The sequence below is a fragment of the Bradyrhizobium sp. WSM471 genome (genome assembly GCF_000244915.1).
In the GTDB taxonomy this organism is placed as follows: Bacteria; Pseudomonadota; Alphaproteobacteria; order Rhizobiales; family Xanthobacteraceae; genus Bradyrhizobium.
The window spans coordinates 2,716,624-2,732,185 of the sequence record NZ_CM001442.1 but is presented as its reverse complement, the minus strand read 5'-3'; the positions used below and the strand labels follow the sequence as shown (position 1 = coordinate 2,732,185).

Genomic DNA, 15,562 nt, shown 5'->3' with positions numbered 1-15,562 from the left:
GCGAATCGGGCAATCGGAAACTTATATGGCCGAAAATACCCAAATCGACATCTCCAGGCTGACCTTCGAACGCGCCATCGAGGAGCTCGAAACCATCGTGAAACGGCTCGAGGACGGCAAGGTGCCGCTCGAGGAATCCGTGACAATCTACGAGCGCGGCGAGGCCCTGAAGCGCCGCTGCGAGGAGTTGCTGCGCCAGGCCGAGGCGCGCGTCGACAAGATCACCACCGATGCCAGCGGCCAGGCCACCGGCACCGCGCCGCTCGACGTCCAGTAAGCCGCCTATCTCACGCAGCGGGCACCGGCAATTCTTCATGATCGCATGCCGCGGTCGGCGTTGCTGCTGCTGCTGCTTGATTCCAGGGAACCGGCGCTCTGGCGATCACGGAACCTCCCTCAGAGGGGCCCCTCGCCCTCCTGAATCCGTCTAGAAATAGCCTCCCCATGCGAAAAACCTTGCCGAGGAACTGGGCAAGCTTGGAACCCTTCGGCTGGCGCCAGGATTAACCACTCTGGCCCGCGGGTTGCAGGTGCATGCCCGTAATCGGCGGAGCGGGTTGGCTTTGGCCCAAGCTTTGGTGTAAAGCTGCGCGGAGTGTGGCTTTTTGTAAGCCTTGCGTGGGCACTGATTACCGACGACAAGCGCTTCAAACTGCTGATGAATTGGCTGGATGGACGAAGCCGATCTAAGTGACAGGGATCACAGAGACTGAACCGGAGAGCACTTAAGCTCACCTAAGCTTGAAGACGGGGCTTTGCCCCATGCAGGTGGCTCCGACGGTTTAAGGACTCGCGCTGCGCCGATATTGTGCAAACCCATCGCGCACCGGAACGATCTTCCGGCGCTGACAAATTGGAAATCGCCGTGAACGCATATAGTAAAACGCCGCTTCTCGACACCATCCGGACGCCGGACGACCTGCGCAAGCTCAAGGTCGAGCAGGTTCGCCAGGTCGCCGACGAGCTGCGTCAGGAGACCATCGATGCCGTCTCGGTGACCGGCGGTCACTTCGGCGCAGGCCTCGGCGTGGTCGAACTCACCACTGCGATCCATTACGTTTTCGACACCCCGCGCGACCGGCTGATCTGGGACGTCGGCCACCAGGCCTATCCGCACAAGATCCTCACCGGCCGGCGCGATCGCATCCGCACGCTGCGCACCGGCGGCGGCCTGTCCGGCTTCACCAAGCGCAGCGAGAGCGATTACGATCCGTTCGGCGCCGCGCATTCCTCGACCTCGATCTCCGCCGGCCTCGGCATGGCGGTCGCGCGCGACCTCTCCGGCGGCAAGAACAACGTTATCGCCGTCATCGGTGACGGCGCGATGTCGGCGGGCATGGCCTATGAGGCCATGAACAATGCGGGGGCGATGAACTCGCGCCTGATCGTCATCCTCAACGACAACGACATGTCGATCGCGCCGCCGGTCGGCGCGATGAGCGCCTATCTCTCGCGGCTCTACTCGGGCAAGACCTATCGCACGCTGCGCGATGTGGCCAAGCAGATCAACCAGCGCCTGCCCAAGATCCTCGCCAACCGCGCCAATCGCGTCGAGGAATATTCCCGCGGCTTCATGATGGACGGCGGCACGCTGTTCGAGGAGCTCGGCTTCTATTACGTGGGCCCGATCGACGGCCACAACCTCGACCATCTCCTGCCCGTGCTGAAGAACGTGCGCGACATGGAGACCGGCCCGATCCTGCTCCACGTCGTGACGCAGAAGGGCAAGGGCTACGGCCCGGCGGAAGCCTCCGCCGACAAGTACCACGCGGTGGTCAAGTTCGACGTCGCGACCGGCACCCAGGCCAAGTCCAAGCCGAACGCGCCGGCCTATCAGAACGTGTTCGGCCAGAGCCTCGTCAAGGAAGCGGAGAAGGACGACAAGATCGTCGCCATCACCGCGGCGATGCCGTCCGGCACCGGCGTCGACATCTTCAACAAGGCGTTCCCGGACCGCACCTTCGACGTCGGCATTGCCGAGCAGCACGCAGTGACGTTCGCCGCCGGCCTCGCCACCGAAGGCTACAAGCCGTTCTGCGCGATCTACTCGACGTTCCTGCAGCGCGGCTACGACCAGATCGTGCATGACGTTGCGATCCAGAGCCTGCCGGTTCGCTTCGCCATCGATCGCGCCGGCCTCGTCGGCGCCGACGGCGCAACCCATGCCGGCTCGTTCGACAACGCCTATCTCGGCTGTCTGCCGAACATGGTGATCATGGCCGCGGCCGACGAAGCCGAGCTGGTGCACATGGTCGCAACCCAGGTCGCGATCAACGATCGTCCGAGCTCGTTGCGCTATCCGCGCGGCGAAGGCCGCGGCATCGAGATGCCGGAAGTCGGCGTTCCGCTCGAGATCGGCAAGGGCCGCATCGTCCGCCAGGGCAGCAAGATCGCCCTGCTCTCCTTCGGCACGCGCCTCGCCGAATGCGAGAAGGCCGCCGACGAGCTCGCAGCCCACGGCCTTTCGACCACGATTGCGGATGCGCGCTTCATGAAGCCGCTGGACACCGAGCTCGTGCTCAAGCTCGCGCGCGACCACGAGATCCTGATCACGATCGAGGAAGGCTCGGTCGGCGGTTTCGGCTCGCATGTCGCGCAGTACCTCACCGATCAGGGCGCGCTCGACAGCGGCCTGGTGCGGTTCCGCACCATGGTGCTGCCCGACGTGTTCCAGGACCACGACACGCCGGCGGCGATGTACGGTCGTGCCGGTCTCGATGCCAAGGGCATCGTCGCCAAGGTGTTCGAAGCGCTCGGCAAGGATGTCAAGGCCGAGACGGTCAAGCTCGCCTGACAGCGAGCTTCGACCTTCCGCGAAACAGCTCGATGAAGATCTATCTGGCAGGCCCCGACGTGTTCCTGCCAGATGCGGTCGAGATCGGCCGGTGGAAGGTCTCGATCTGTGCCGCGAACGGCCTCACCGGGCTCTATCCCCTCGACAACGAGATCGACCTCGCCGCTCCCGACGCCTCGCGGCAGATTTTTTGCGGCAACGAGGCGATGATGGACGCGGCCGATGCCATCATCGCCAACCTCACGCCGTTCCGCGGCGCCGGCGCCGATCCCGGCACCGTCTACGAGCTCGGCTACATGGCCGGCCGCCGCAAGTTTTGCCTCGCCTATTCCAACGACGGCGCCGCCTATGCCGACCGTGTCGGCCGCTTCATGGAGGTGACGTCCGAGGACGGGCGGCTGGTCGACGCGCAGGGACTGACGGTCGAGGATTTTGGCCTCGTCGACAATCTCATGATGATCCACGCGCTGGAGCTGCATGGCTGCCCGCTGGTGACGCCGGCGCAGATGCCGATCGACGTGTGGCACGATCTGGCCGCGTTCGAGGCTTGCGTCCGGATGGCGGCCGCGCGATTGATCGCTACATAAGCGCCTCAGGCGTCTTTCGGAGAGATGATGTCCCCTGCCCGCAAGCGCGCGGATATTCTGCTGGTCGAGCGCGGCCTGTTCGAGAGCCGGGCGCGGGCGCGCGCGGCGATCGAGGCCGGGCTCGTCACGGCCGACGACAAGCAGGTGGCAAAGCCATCGGAGACCATCGCCGAGGACGCCGTGATCCAGGCCGAGCCCGCGCATCCCTACGTCTCCCGCGGCGGCGTCAAGCTCGCCGGCGCGCTGGAGCGCTACCCGATCGAGATCGAGGATCATGTCTGCCTCGATGTCGGTGCGTCCACCGGCGGATTCACCGAGGTGCTGCTGGCGAACGGCGCGAGCCTCGTTTTTGCCGTCGATGTCGGCACCAGTCAGCTGCATCCCTCGCTGCGCGGTCACTCCAAGATCGTGTCGATGGAAGAGACCGACATCCGCGCCTATGACGGCAAGCGCCTGCCAGCGCGGCCCGATGTCGTCGTAATCGACGTCAGCTTCATCTCGCTCAAGACGGTGCTGCCCGTGGCGCTGTCGCTGGCCGCCGCGCCGATGAGCCTGCTGGCGCTGATCAAGCCGCAATTCGAGGCAGACCGGAAGCACAACAAGAAGGGCATCATCCGCGACGCCGCCGTGCACCGCGAGATCTGCGACGACGTCGCCGCCTTTGCGGCCTCGCTCGGCTGCACCGATATCGAGGTGTTCCCCTCGGCGATCACCGGCGGCGACGGCAATATTGAATTCTTCCTGGGCGCGCGCCGTGGTTGAGCGCATGACAATCGATCACGTCGGCCATCGCGGCGACGGCGTCTCGCTCGACGCCGGCGATGCCATCTATGTGCCCTACACGCTCGGCGGCGAGAACGTCGAGGTCGATCATGTCGTCGGCAACCATCCCGACCGCCGCAAGCTGCTGGCGGTGGATGTCGCCAGCCCCGAGCGCGTCGCGCCGTTCTGTCCGCATTTCGGCGTCTGTGGCGGCTGCGCAATCCAGCACTGGGCGGCCGAACCGTATCACGCCTGGAAGCGCGGCATCGTGGTCGAGACCCTGGCCCAGGCCGGCATCGACTGCGAGGTGGCGTCGCTGGTCGATGCCCACGGTGCGGGACGCAGGCGCATGACGCTGCACGGCCGGTTCGGCACCCATGACATCCTCAAGGTCGGCTTCTCGGCTGCCAGCTCGCACGACGTCATCCCGATCGATCGCTGCCCGATCCTCGATCCCGGGCTCGAGGGTGCGCTCGATGCCGGCTGGGCGCTCGCCGAGCTGCTGACGTCCAAAATGCCGGTGACGAAACCGCTGGACATCCAGGTCACCGCGACCGCCAACGGTCTCGACATCGACGTGCGCGGCTCCGGCCCGCTGCCAACGTCACTCGTGACGGCGCTGTCGCGCGTCGCCGAGCAGCACCGCCTGGCGCGGCTGACACGGCACGGCGAACTGGTGCTGCAACGCCTGCCACCGACCCTGCAGATGGGCCGCGCCGAGGTGACGCTGCCGCCGGGCTCGTTCCTGCAGGCGACCGTCGCCGGTGAAGAGACGCTTGCGTCGCTCGTCGCGGAGCGCATCGGCAAGGCCAAGAACGTTCTCGATCTCTTCTGCGGTGTCGGACCGTTTGCGTTGCGGCTCGCCGAAAAGTCCCGGGTCACCGCCCATGACAACGACGCCGGCGCCATTGCAGCGCTCGCAAAGGCCGCGCGCACACCAGGGCTCAAGCCGATCAAGGCCGAGCCGCGCGACCTGTTCCGCCGTCCCCTGGTGGCGCCGGAGCTGCGCGATTTCGACGCCGTCGTGTTCGACCCGCCGCGCCAGGGCGCGCAGGCGCAGGCCTTGAAGCTCGCCGCGAGCAAGGTGCCTGTGGTGGTCGCGGTCTCCTGCAACGTCGCGACATTTGCCCGCGACGCGCGGCTGCTGATCGATGGCGGCTACAAGATGGATGCCGTGGTGCCGGTCGACCAATTCCGGCACACGCCGCATGTCGAGCTGGTGGCGCGGTTTGTGAGATAAGCGCGTCCCTCCCGACCTTGATGCCGGTCAACCGACCGGCTCTGCCGTTGCGCTAAGCTCGCGCGGGAATGGCCGCGGAGCGGATGATGGCGATCGACCGACGACAATTCATGACCAATACGTTCGGCCTTTCCGCGGCGACGCTCACGGCCAGTCCCGCGCAGGCCTCGAACGGGAGCTATGAGGACGCGGTGCAGGCGGCCCGGGCACCGCTGCGATCGTCCCCGAGAGACCGCGAGTTCGTGCGTTTTGCGACACTCGCGGCCAACAGCCACAACACCCAGCCCTGGATTTTTTCCGCCCATGATAATGTCATCGTGATCAGGCCAGACGTCGCACGCCGCTGTCCCGCAGTCGACCCGGACGATCACCACCTCTTCGTCAGCCTCGGCTGCGCCGCCGAAAATCTCGCGCTTGCGGCGGCAACGCTGGGTTGGCGCGCAAACCAGACGGTCGACGGCGGCCGGATCGTGATCGCACTCGACCAAGCTCCGCCTGCCGCATCGGCGCTGGCGGCCGCAATTCCAGTCAGGCAATGCACCCGTGCGGCATTCGACGGCAAGCCGGTCGCGCCCGAGATGTTGCGCCAGCTCGAGGACGCCTGTCGCGAGCCGAACGTGTCGGCAATCCTGCTGACCGAACGCGCAGCCATCGCCAAAGTCACCGACTATGTGCTCGAAGGCAATTCCGCACAAATGCGCGACAAGGCCTTCATGAGCGAACTCGTGAGCTGGATGCGCTTCAACGAGGCGGATGCGGTCGCGTCCATGGACGGGCTATTCTCGCGCGCGTCAGGCAGCCCGTCACTGCCGGCATGGGTCGCGCGGCCGCTGCTGAAGCTCGTCTTCACCGAGCAGGGCGAGAACAGAAAGTACCGCGAGGAGCTCGACAGCTCCGCGGGGATCCTCGTGCTTGCCGCCGACCGCAGCGACACATCGCAGTGGATCGCGGTCGGACGCGCTTGCCAGCGGTTCGGTTTGCAGGCGACCGCACTGGGGCTGAAATATTCCTTCGTCAACCAGCCGGTCGAGGTGCCGACACTGAGATCGCAATTCGCAGCCTCACTCGGACTCGGTGAGCGGCGTCCCGACATTGTGATCCGTTTCGGAGCCGGACCGAATTTGCCGAAATCGCTGAGGCGCGGCCCGGAGCTGGTGATGCGCGGATGATGCAGTCTAGCGCCGAAGGCCGCCCAGGGCCGGCGACTCGCCGGGCAATATCGACGAGTTGATGTCGCTGTCCATGCGCCCGGATTGCTGTTGGGTGAAGCCGGCGCCGAACGACAGGCTGAGGTTGGAGGTCGGTTTGAACTCGACACCCGCGAATGCACCATAGCCGGGCGAGGCGCTGGAGGTGAGCGGCGCAAGCGAGCTGCCAATGCCGCCGCCGTATTTCAGTGTGTCGAAACCGGCAAAGAACGTGACGGGCATGCCGCCCGCGGTCTTGGTGTTGTAGCCGAACTGCGTGCTGTCGTAGGAGAGCGCGCTGAAATTGCCGCTCAGTCCGGCCGGGCTGAGGCCGCTCCAATTGAGATTGCCATGCTGGCTGCCGACAAAGAAGCCGTTCGCAAAATTGCTGCGGCTGCTTGCGTCGCCGCCATTGAAGCTCGGGACATTGCCGTAGCTGTCGGCGCTCTGACCGGCAACGCCGCCGAAGCCGAAAGGTCCGCCGGGGATCCAATATTGCAGGGGTGCGGCTTGCGCATGAGCCGGCGCTTCGCCGAGGCAGAGCAGGGCAAGAAAAACCGCGAGACCGCAAGAGCGGGTAAGCCTGGACATCCAAATAACCGTCGAAAAGCTTGCGAATTATACCCACCAGGCATCATGAATGCCAGCATCGCGACACCAGTCTTCCCTTGAGTTCCGGGATCACGTTTTCCTGTCAATTGAACTTCCCGCATTCCGGATCGACCCACCTGAGGGGGCGCGTCAGCACGGAGGCTGTCATGGAGGTCAATTCCGACAGGTTGAATGCCTTTATGGGCAAGATGGTCACCGAATTCGGGGCGGCGATGAATGCGTCGCTGGTCCTGCTCGGGGACAAGCTCGGTCTCTACCGTACCCTTGCCGCCAAGGGACCGATGAACTCGTCCGAGTTCGCAAGCGCCACCGGGACCGCGGAGCGCTACGTCCGCGAATGGCTCGCGAGCCAGGCGGCGTCCGGCTACATCGAATACGATTCCGCTTCGGCAAAATTCTCGATGCTGCCGGAGCAGGCGATGGCGCTTGCCGACGAGAACAGTCCGGTGTTCCTCGGCGCGTTCGGCAATGTCATTGCCTCGGCTTTTCTCGACGAGCCGAAGGTCTCGGACGCATTCAAATCCGGCAAGGGCGTCGGGTGGAACCGGCGCAGCGAATGCCTGTTCTGCGGCACCGCCCGCTTTTTCCGGACCGGGTACATGCATCATCTGGTGCAGGAATGGCTGCCCTCGCTCGACGGCGTCGTGGACAAGCTGAAGCGCGGCGCCAAGGTCGCCGATGTCGGCTGCGGGCACGGCGTCTCGACACGGCTGATGGCGGAAGCCTTCCCGAACTCCCGCTTCTACGGCTTCGACTATCACGAGGGTTCGATCGAGGCCGCGCGAAAGGCGGCCACCGAAGCCAAATTGGGCGACCGGGTCAGCTTCGCTGTTCATTCCGCCAAGACCTATCCGGCCGAGGGCTATGATCTCGTCTGCTTCTTCGATTGCCTGCATGACATGGGCGACCCCGTCGGCGCCATCGGCCACGTGCGCGAGACCATGGCAAAGGACGGCACCTGCATGCTGGTCGAGCCGTTCGCAGGCGACCGCCTCGAGGACAATCTCAACCCGGTCGGGCGGGTCTACTATGCGGCGTCGACCATGATCTGCACGCCGGCCTCGCTCGACCAGGAGGTGGGCCTCGCACTGGGCGCGCAAGCGGGCGAGGCAAGGCTGCGCAACGTCGCGCGAGAGGGCGGACTGACGCGCTTCCGCCGCGCCGCTGAAACGCCCTTCAATCTGATTCTGGAGGCGCGGATCTGATCTTCCCCTTTCCGACGCGTGGCTGCGGCATATGGCCGTGCCGATGCTGCAGCCACGCCTGGCGCCGACAGCCTTGCCTCGCTCGCGCCGCAACGTAAGCTGGCCGCCGCAAATGATCGGCAATGGCGCCCTCACGCGCGCTTGCGATGTCTTGCGTGAGATCGAGCGGCAATTGAAGGCGCTGATGCAATCTGGCAGCTAGCAGCCGTGACGGTTAGGCCGTCCTGTCCACCGTGGACGACGAATCCGCCGGCGGATATTTCGTCACGGGCACCACGAAGGACTTGTTGCGGACTTGGTAGATGATCTTGCCGTTCTGCCCGTCGTCGGTCGCAATCTGCGCCTGCCCGAACATTATGACGTTCTTGTAGACGGTGCCGGTGCCCTGACGGGTGACGCCATCGGTGGTGACGCTGACCTGCGCTTCGTTGCCGTTGACAGCGAGCACCCTGAAGCTCGCGCTCTTGCCATTGTCACTGGAATAGCCGCCCCAACTTCCCATCAAGCGGCTGTCGGAGGCCGGCGGCGCCTGCTTCTCGAGAGTCGCGGTCTGCTTGCCCGCGCCCGCAGATGACAACAGCACCAGACTCTTGCCGTCCTTTGTGCCGACCGTGACCGTGCCGAAGGTAAGAAGCGAACCTGCGACCTCGCCAAAACCGCGCTCCGTGCGCCCGTTATGGGTGTACTCGACCTGCGCCCGGGCACCGCGGATGTTCACGACCTTGAAGCTGACGGGCTGGTTATTGCCCGCCCAATTGCCTTTCCACTCACCGAGCAGGGAGCTCTGGTGATACACCCGCTCGAGAGCGGGAGAAATCTGGCTGGTGCTCGACGTGACGATGGCCATTGGATTGCTCGGCGGATTTGTCTGACAGGCCCGCTTGGTTCGCGCCCCGACAGGAACGTCAGAACAGTATCCGGAAACAACTGGAAGCAGCCGATTAGGGCCACGCAACAGTTAACGCGTGGTTAAAATTCCATCGCGGGCAAATGGGGCAAAAGGTCTCCTCCGGGGGCCGCGCTCAACGACCCCAGCGGTCTGACCAGATCTTCTCGCCGATCAAGCAGTTCACACGCGGCTCCTTGTCCTTGTCCGCAACGTGCATCACGGGGCGCTCCGGCATACGGCCCGCAACCTCCATCAAGAGCTTGGTGCGGATGGCTTCCTTGAACTTGTCGCGGTCCTTGATCGTGATGACGAAGGAACCGGGCCCGCCGATGACGCAATCTTCATAATAGAAGTCGAGATTGTCGATATCCATGGTCGAATAGGACGGCTCCTTGACCATGATCGGCAGGCCGTTGATGACGATGCCCTTCTCGATCGCCGCGTCGCGCGCGATCGTGACCGGCGTGCCATTGTTGTTGGGACCGTCGCCGGAAATGTCGATCACGCGGCGCAGCCCCCGATAGGGATCCTCATCGAACAGCGGCATCGCGAAACTGATCGCGCCGGAGATCGAGGTGCGCGAGGCGCGCCGGATCGGCGTCTTCAGGATTTCGGCGGCGACGGCATCGGCGGTCTCCGGTCCGTCGATCAGGCGCCAGGGAATGATGATCTTCTGGTCGGTCGAGGCGGCCCACTCGAAATAGGTCACCGCAATGCGGCCGTTCGGGCCCAGCTTCAGCGCCTGCAGGAATTCCTTCGACTGGATCGCCTGCGCATAGCCTTCACGCTGAACCGCGAGCTCGTCCATGTCCATGGAGTAGGAGACGTCGACGGCGAGGATCAGCTCGACATCGACCGTCTGCGCGTCCCTGTCGGCTGCTTGCCGCTCCGGCTGAATTTTAGGCGACTCAAATTTGGGTCCTGGTGCCGCGATGCCCGCGACGTCCCCTCCGGCGAAGATGCCGGTCACCAGCACAGCCCCGATCGAGAACAGCAAGCGCATCGCAGCCTCCCGTCGTATGACGCGATGGTGACATGCAATCGCCTTGCAGCAAAGTCCGAAGATCGCTCGCGCTTCACATTCCAGTTAGGCATTTGCCAGTTAGGCATTTGCGGCGGGAATTGCGAAGCACTGCGCAAAGCTGCCGGCATGTTGCCGCGCTCGCGCCGCTGACTGCGGGATCGTGGGCACCCGAATGCAATAGTCCGGTGCGCTCCCGGATTGACGGGCCACTGGACAGAGTACCTCGCCCACTTGTCCGGCGCGATTTCCATGTTAGGCTGGCGACACAGGATGGGGATGGAGTCCCCCGACAACCGCCCGGCGGCCTGTGACCGTGGTGGGCTGATGACTCCTGCTAGAGGAGGGGCAATTTCGGGCCTCTGCCTTCGGCGGGAGCATGGACAACCCCGCCGCTGGCGGGTTTTTTGTTGCCTGGACGCGAAGGCAAGGAGCGGCCGAGGAGAGGCCGAGGAGAAGTCCTGGACGTGACGACGACAACACCGAATGCTGCACGTGCGGGGCTGCCCAGGGGGATCTGGGTGCTCGGTTTCGTCTCGATGCTGATGGATGTCTCTTCCGAGATGATCCACGCGCTGTTGCCGGTCTATCTCGTCACCGTGCTCGGTGCCTCCACACTCACGGTCGGCTTCATCGAGGGCATTGCAGAGGCGACCGCCTCGATCACGAAGATCTTCTCCGGCGCATTGTCCGACTGGCTCGGTCGGCGCAAATTGCTCGCCGCGCTCGGCTACGGACTGGCCGCGCTGACAAAACCGCTGTTCCCGCTTGCCCCCAGCGTCGAATGGCTGGTTGCCGCGCGCTTCATCGATCGCGTCGGCAAGGGCATTCGCGGCGCGCCGCGCGATGCGCTGATCGCCGATATCGCACCCATCGGCCTGCGTGGCGCGAGCTTCGGCCTGCGTCAGTCGCTCGACACCATCGGTGCGTTCGTCGGGCCGCTCGTGGCGATCGGCCTGATGTGGTGGACGGCGGACAATTTTACGATGGTGTTCTGGGCGGCCGTGCTGCCGGGCTTCCTGTCGTTCGGACTGATCGCGTTCGCGGTGAGCGAGCCGGAGCCGGACCCAGGCCGGGAGCCGTCAAGGAATCCGCTGAACATCGCCGCGATGCGGCAGCTTGGATCCCTGTACTGGCGTGTGGTCGCGGTTGGCGTCGTGTTCACGCTGGCGCGTTTCAGCGAAGCCTTTCTGATCCTGCGCGCGCAGAACATCGGGCTCAATGCGATGTGGGTGCCGGCCGTGCTGGTGCTGATGAACATCGTCTATGCATTATCGGCCTATCCGGCCGGCGCGCTCTCGGACCGCATCAACCGCACCGGCCTGCTCGCGCTCGGCCTCGTCTTCCTTGCCGGCGCCGATCTCGCGCTCGCGCTGCTGCCAAACCTTGGGGGCCTCGCCCTCGGCGTCGCGCTGTGGGGACTGCATATGGGATTGACGCAAGGCCTGCTCTCGGCCCTCGTCGCCGACGCAGCGCCACCGAGCCTGCGCGGCACCGCGTTCGGCTATTTCAACCTGTTCACCGGCCTTGCCTTGCTGGCCGCAAGCGTGATCGCCGGCGCACTGTGGGATGCCTATGGTCCGGCCGGCACGTTCCTGGCGGGGCTCGGCTTCGCGCTGGTCGCGCTCATGGGACTATTTGCCGTCGGCAACGGGCTGGCAACGGAGGAGAAACGATGACGGGGGGCTGTTCGCCGTGCTGAGCGGAGTGCTTGCGATCATGATCGGCAGCGTGCTCGGCGGCTGCGCGCGCTATTTCATCTCCGGCGCGATCGCCCGGCGGCTGGGCGAGACGTTTCCGTGGGGCACCGTGACCATCAACGTCACCGGCGCCTTTCTGATCGGCATTTTTGGCGCATTGGCGACCCATCCCGGCTCGGCCTTCGCCGCGCCCGATCCATGGTTGTTCGCGGTCACCGGCTTTCTTGGCTGCTACACCACGGTCTCCTCGTTCAGCTTGCAAACGCTGACGCTGGCGCGCAACGGCGAGGCGATGCACGCGCTCGGAAATGTCGCGGTCTCGGTCGTGCTCTGCCTCGCGGCAGTCAGTTGCGGCTTCCTCCTCGCGGACACTCTGGGAGGCTAGAGGCAGATGAAGTCCTCCTCCTCTGCCGATCGCTGGCGCACCGCGACGCTCTATGCCTGGATTGCCGCCGGCAGCATGGTCGGCGGGCTGACGCGCTATCTGGTTGGGCTTGCGCTCGACACCGGCCCCGGCTTCCCCGTCGCGACGCTGTTCATCAACGCCACGGGCTCTCTGATCATCGGCTTCTACGCGACGCTGACCGGCCCCGACGGCCGGGTGCTGGCGCGGCCCGAGCACCGGCAGTTCGTCATGACCGGGTTCTGCGGCGGCTACACGACCTTTTCAACCTTCAGCCTGGAGACCTTCCGCCTGTTCCACGGCGGCATGAAATACACGGCGCTCGCCTATATCGCGGCGTCCGTCATTTGCTGGCTGGTGTCGGTATGGGCAGGCCATATGATGGCCAGCGGCACCAACCGCTTGCGAAGGAGCTGACACCATGCAAATCCCCAATCAGGCAGTTTCGCTCCGGATCTTCATTGGCGAGAGCGACCATTTCGACGGCAAGCCGCTCTATGAAGCGATCGTGATGACGGCGCGCGAGCGGCATCTGGCCGGCGCCACCGTGCTGCGCGGCCCGATGGGCTTCGGCAAGTCGAGCCGGCTCCACACGTCCAAAATCCTGCGGCTCTCGGAAGACCTGCCGCTGCTGGTCGAGATCGTCGACAGCGAGGACAACATCAATGCATTCCTGCCCATCCTGGATGGCATGATGTCGAGCGGCCTGATCACCTTGGAGAAGGTGCAGGTCCTGCAATATGGTGAGAAGGCCGCGCGCTGAGCGCGCCGGCAGGAACCGGAGCCCGCCATATCCGGGAGGCGGAATGAACGATACCGTTGCCAAACCGAAAACCAGGACGAAGACCAAGGTCGAGCGGCCGAAGCTGCATAAGGTCATCCTGATCAACGACGACTTTACGCCCCGCGAGTTCGTCACGATGATCCTCAAGGCCGAGTTTCGGATGACCGAGGATCAGGCCTACAAGGTGATGATCACCGCCCACAAGCTCGGCGCCTGCGTGGTCGCGGTTTTCACCAAGGACGTCGCCGAGACCAAGGCTACCCGCGCAACGGATGCCGGCCGCACCAAGGGCTATCCCCTGCTGTTCACCACGGAGCCGGAGGAATAGTGGCACCGGTCCGGCTTTGGTGCTTTGGCGCCCCCTTCGATTTCGGCGCCTAATCTGTTCTGCCGAATAATGTATCTATTGGCCGTCAACAGGCGCATGGTAACCCATCACCGGCCCGCCACGGCATCCATCGGTGACTGAGAGAGTCTTTGCGCTCCCGCCCAATGCGGAGCGTCCTGTGCAAGACACCACCAAGAGAACCATCCCGCTGAGCAATCGCCTTGCCCAATTGGCAGCCGAGGCTCGCCGTCGCGCAGAGATTGCCCCGCCCGGCGTGCAGCGGGAATCGCTGCTTAGAGCGGCGCGATTGAGTGAAACGGCCTCGCACATTCACGACTGGATAAGCCTGCCTGGTCCCAAAACACCGAGGTAGCGGCAAGCCAACCTGGTCGGCGGCCTCTTCTCACTGAGCGACGATCCGGGCCGTGGCGGCATCCTGCTGCAAATCACACTTCAAATATAAGTTGTAAAAAATGAACTATATCTCATTTTGGTTGTTGTAACAGCATCCCCAAACGAAACGGGGCGGTCGACAGCCAAAGCAGCCCCAAATGATGAAATCTCTTATTGCGTTCGCGATGTTCGCGCTCCTCGGAGTGTCCGTAATGGTGTTGCCCGGTTTTGCTCCGCAAGTAAAAGCGCGCGAAACCGTTGCTTTGGCGAAGGCGGACCGGCTGGCGAGCCATCCGGTGGCCAGCAATTGCCTGGGCCAGGTCTGGCCGGACTTCGAAGCATCATGTCTGCGCCGAGGTGAATCCGATGTCAGGATTCATGAAGCTCGTTTGGTCACCGCGCGCCGTTAGACCACAATCGCAAAGCGCCGGCCGAGCTTGTCGGATGATCCAGGAAAGTGTCGTGCACAGATGTCAATGCCCCCAACCTCCTTGCCGAACGTTCTCGTCGTCGAAGACGAGATGATCCTGCGCATGCGCGCAGTCGATATCGTGGAGGATGCAGGCTTCTGCCCTGTGCAGGCCGTCAACGCCGACGAAGCCATCGCGATCCTCGAGTCGCGGTCGGACATCTCGCTTCTGTTCAGCGACATCCAGATGCCCGGGACCATGGACGGCTTGAAGCTGGCCCACGCGGTGCACGATCGCTGGCCTGCCATCAAGATCGTGCTGGTTTCCGGTCAGGTAAAGCCGTCTGAAAACGAAACGCCGGCGGACAGCCGCTTCTTTCGCAAGCCGCTCGCCGTCGACGAAATGATCTCGCAGTTGCAGACGATGATCGGAGCGGGCGCGCTAAAAATCCTTCCGACCACAACGACTGATCCCGGGGAAAATCTTGAGGTTAGTCGTTCGCCACAGGAATCGGTTCTGGCCGCGGAAAACGACAATTTGCGCCTGTTGCTGGAACAGGCGGACACCGACGCCAAGGTCCTGCTCGCTCAAGCCGGCATCGAAGCCCACGAGCGCGAGGCTGCCGACAAATTGCAAAAGCTGATCCTCGGAGAGCTGCATCATCGCATCAAGAATACGCTTGCAACGGTGAGCGCTATTGCGGCCCAGAGCTTCCGGACGGCGATCAGTCTGGAGCACGGGCAAAAGGCCATGGATGGCCGCTTGCTGGCGTTAGGACGTGCCCACGACCTGTTGATACAGGTCAGCTGGTCAAATGCGAGCCTCACTCATACCCTGAGCGGCGCCACCGATCCCTTTGACAGTCAGGGGGGCCGACGATTCCATTTCAATGGCCCGGACCTCCGGATCACGTCCGGTGCCGTGATAGCGCTCGCAATGACGTTCAACGAGCTCTGCACCAACACGACGAAGTTCGGCGCGCTGTCCAGTTCCTCCGGGCATGTCGAGATCGCATGGACGGTCGACGAGATCGAGCAAAGGCTGCGCCTGAAGTGGAGCGAAAGCGGCGGCCCTGCGGTGGCGCCGCCAACACGACGGAGCTACGGCACCCGGATGATCGAGTCGCTCGGCCAGCAACTGAACGGGCAGGTGCGGCTGGCCTACGAACCGTCCGGATTTGTCTATCAGCTGGATGTCCCGCTGAGGTCGGTGATGGCGTCGAACGCCTGAATTCTGCTCACCGGGTT

General features: G+C 64.1%; 18 protein-coding genes and 1 riboswitch. Of the genes, 15 read left to right on the top strand and 3 right to left on the bottom strand.

Annotation, left to right across the window (positions count from 1 at the left end):
- Positions 1 to 25 precede the first annotated feature (25 nt).
- The 6 genes from BRA471DRAFT_RS11855 (at position 26) to BRA471DRAFT_RS11830 (ending at position 6,552) form a co-directional block, all read left to right on the top strand.
- The gene (locus BRA471DRAFT_RS11855) at positions 26 to 277 is read left to right on the top strand and encodes an exodeoxyribonuclease VII small subunit (RefSeq protein WP_007594646.1); all 252 of its coding nucleotides are present in this window, start codon (positions 26 to 28) and stop codon (positions 275 to 277) included.
- 588 nt (positions 278 to 865) lie between these two features.
- Positions 866 to 2,794, top strand: a complete 1,929-nt coding sequence (dxs, locus tag BRA471DRAFT_RS11850; protein WP_007607410.1) for a 1-deoxy-D-xylulose-5-phosphate synthase — start codon at positions 866 to 868, stop codon at positions 2,792 to 2,794.
- A 32-nt stretch (positions 2,795 to 2,826) separates the two neighbouring features.
- Positions 2,827 to 3,381 (top strand): nucleoside 2-deoxyribosyltransferase, encoded by a 555-nt coding sequence (locus tag BRA471DRAFT_RS11845; protein WP_007607408.1) that lies wholly within the window; start codon positions 2,827 to 2,829, stop codon positions 3,379 to 3,381.
- A 27-nt stretch (positions 3,382 to 3,408) separates the two neighbouring features.
- Positions 3,409 to 4,143 (top strand): TlyA family RNA methyltransferase, encoded by a 735-nt coding sequence (locus BRA471DRAFT_RS11840; protein WP_007607406.1) that lies wholly within the window; start codon positions 3,409 to 3,411, stop codon positions 4,141 to 4,143.
- On the top strand, positions 4,136 to 5,383 hold the full coding sequence (locus BRA471DRAFT_RS11835) for a class I SAM-dependent RNA methyltransferase (RefSeq protein ID WP_035973875.1): 1,248 nt from the start codon (positions 4,136 to 4,138) through the stop codon (positions 5,381 to 5,383). Before BRA471DRAFT_RS11840 ends, BRA471DRAFT_RS11835 begins: the two co-directional genes overlap by 8 nt.
- A 110-nt stretch (positions 5,384 to 5,493) precedes the next feature.
- A complete protein-coding gene (locus BRA471DRAFT_RS11830) occupies positions 5,494 to 6,552 on the top strand; it encodes a nitroreductase family protein (protein ID WP_231171099.1) in 1,059 nt (352 codons plus the stop codon).
- Positions 6,553 to 6,558: 6 nt separating this feature from the next.
- On the opposite strand, the gene BRA471DRAFT_RS11825 is transcribed toward BRA471DRAFT_RS11830, so the two are convergent.
- The gene (locus BRA471DRAFT_RS11825) at positions 6,559 to 7,161 is read right to left on the bottom strand and encodes a hypothetical protein (RefSeq protein WP_007607400.1); all 603 of its coding nucleotides are present in this window, start codon (positions 7,159 to 7,161) and stop codon (positions 6,559 to 6,561) included.
- Positions 7,162 to 7,328: 167 nt separating this feature from the next.
- Between BRA471DRAFT_RS11825 and BRA471DRAFT_RS11820 the strand changes: the two genes are divergently transcribed.
- Positions 7,329 to 8,387, top strand: coding sequence for a class I SAM-dependent methyltransferase (locus BRA471DRAFT_RS11820; protein ID WP_007607398.1), 1,059 nt, complete (start codon positions 7,329 to 7,331; stop codon positions 8,385 to 8,387).
- A 31-nt stretch (positions 8,388 to 8,418) separates the two neighbouring features.
- Positions 8,419 to 8,589 carry a hypothetical protein gene (locus BRA471DRAFT_RS38310; protein WP_157234069.1) on the top strand — a complete coding sequence of 57 codons (171 nt, stop codon included), beginning with the start codon at positions 8,419 to 8,421 and terminating at the stop codon, positions 8,587 to 8,589.
- Between the two features lie 12 nt (positions 8,590 to 8,601).
- On the opposite strand, the gene BRA471DRAFT_RS11815 is transcribed toward BRA471DRAFT_RS38310, so the two are convergent.
- Both BRA471DRAFT_RS11815 and BRA471DRAFT_RS11810 read right to left on the bottom strand, forming a co-directional pair.
- Complete coding sequence (locus BRA471DRAFT_RS11815) at positions 8,602 to 9,234, bottom strand: hypothetical protein (RefSeq protein ID WP_007607396.1); 633 nt, start codon at positions 9,232 to 9,234, stop codon at positions 8,602 to 8,604.
- A 175-nt stretch (positions 9,235 to 9,409) separates the two neighbouring features.
- On the bottom strand, positions 9,410 to 10,279 hold the full coding sequence (locus BRA471DRAFT_RS11810) for a DUF1194 domain-containing protein (RefSeq protein ID WP_007607395.1): 870 nt from the start codon (positions 10,277 to 10,279) through the stop codon (positions 9,410 to 9,412).
- Between the two features lie 284 nt (positions 10,280 to 10,563).
- A riboswitch (Fluoride riboswitch) is annotated at positions 10,564 to 10,641 on the top strand.
- A 123-nt stretch (positions 10,642 to 10,764) separates the two neighbouring features.
- Here BRA471DRAFT_RS11810 and BRA471DRAFT_RS11805 point away from each other — a divergent pair.
- The 7 genes from BRA471DRAFT_RS11805 to BRA471DRAFT_RS11780 all read left to right on the top strand — a co-directional run bounded on the left by BRA471DRAFT_RS11805 (position 10,765) and on the right by BRA471DRAFT_RS11780 (position 15,545).
- The gene (locus BRA471DRAFT_RS11805; RefSeq protein ID WP_035973872.1) at positions 10,765 to 11,976 is read left to right on the top strand and encodes an MFS transporter; all 1,212 of its coding nucleotides are present in this window, start codon (positions 10,765 to 10,767) and stop codon (positions 11,974 to 11,976) included.
- 16 nt (positions 11,977 to 11,992) lie between these two features.
- Complete coding sequence (gene crcB, locus BRA471DRAFT_RS11800) at positions 11,993 to 12,382, top strand: fluoride efflux transporter CrcB (protein WP_007607393.1); 390 nt, start codon at positions 11,993 to 11,995, stop codon at positions 12,380 to 12,382.
- A 6-nt stretch (positions 12,383 to 12,388) separates the two neighbouring features.
- The gene (crcB, locus tag BRA471DRAFT_RS11795; RefSeq protein ID WP_007607392.1) at positions 12,389 to 12,817 is read left to right on the top strand and encodes a fluoride efflux transporter CrcB; all 429 of its coding nucleotides are present in this window, start codon (positions 12,389 to 12,391) and stop codon (positions 12,815 to 12,817) included.
- 4 nt (positions 12,818 to 12,821) lie between these two features.
- Positions 12,822 to 13,163, top strand: a complete 342-nt coding sequence (locus BRA471DRAFT_RS11790) for a DUF190 domain-containing protein (RefSeq protein ID WP_007607391.1) — start codon at positions 12,822 to 12,824, stop codon at positions 13,161 to 13,163.
- A gap of 43 nt (positions 13,164 to 13,206) precedes the next feature.
- Positions 13,207 to 13,512 (top strand): ATP-dependent Clp protease adapter ClpS, encoded by a 306-nt coding sequence (clpS, locus tag BRA471DRAFT_RS11785; protein WP_007594672.1) that lies wholly within the window; start codon positions 13,207 to 13,209, stop codon positions 13,510 to 13,512.
- Positions 13,513 to 14,063: 551 nt separating this feature from the next.
- Complete coding sequence (locus BRA471DRAFT_RS36800) at positions 14,064 to 14,315, top strand: hypothetical protein (protein ID WP_007607389.1); 252 nt, start codon at positions 14,064 to 14,066, stop codon at positions 14,313 to 14,315.
- Positions 14,316 to 14,375: 60 nt separating this feature from the next.
- Positions 14,376 to 15,545 carry a sensor histidine kinase gene (locus BRA471DRAFT_RS11780; RefSeq protein WP_007607384.1) on the top strand — a complete coding sequence of 390 codons (1,170 nt, stop codon included), beginning with the start codon at positions 14,376 to 14,378 and terminating at the stop codon, positions 15,543 to 15,545.
- The last annotated feature ends 17 nt before the right edge of the window (positions 15,546 to 15,562 follow it).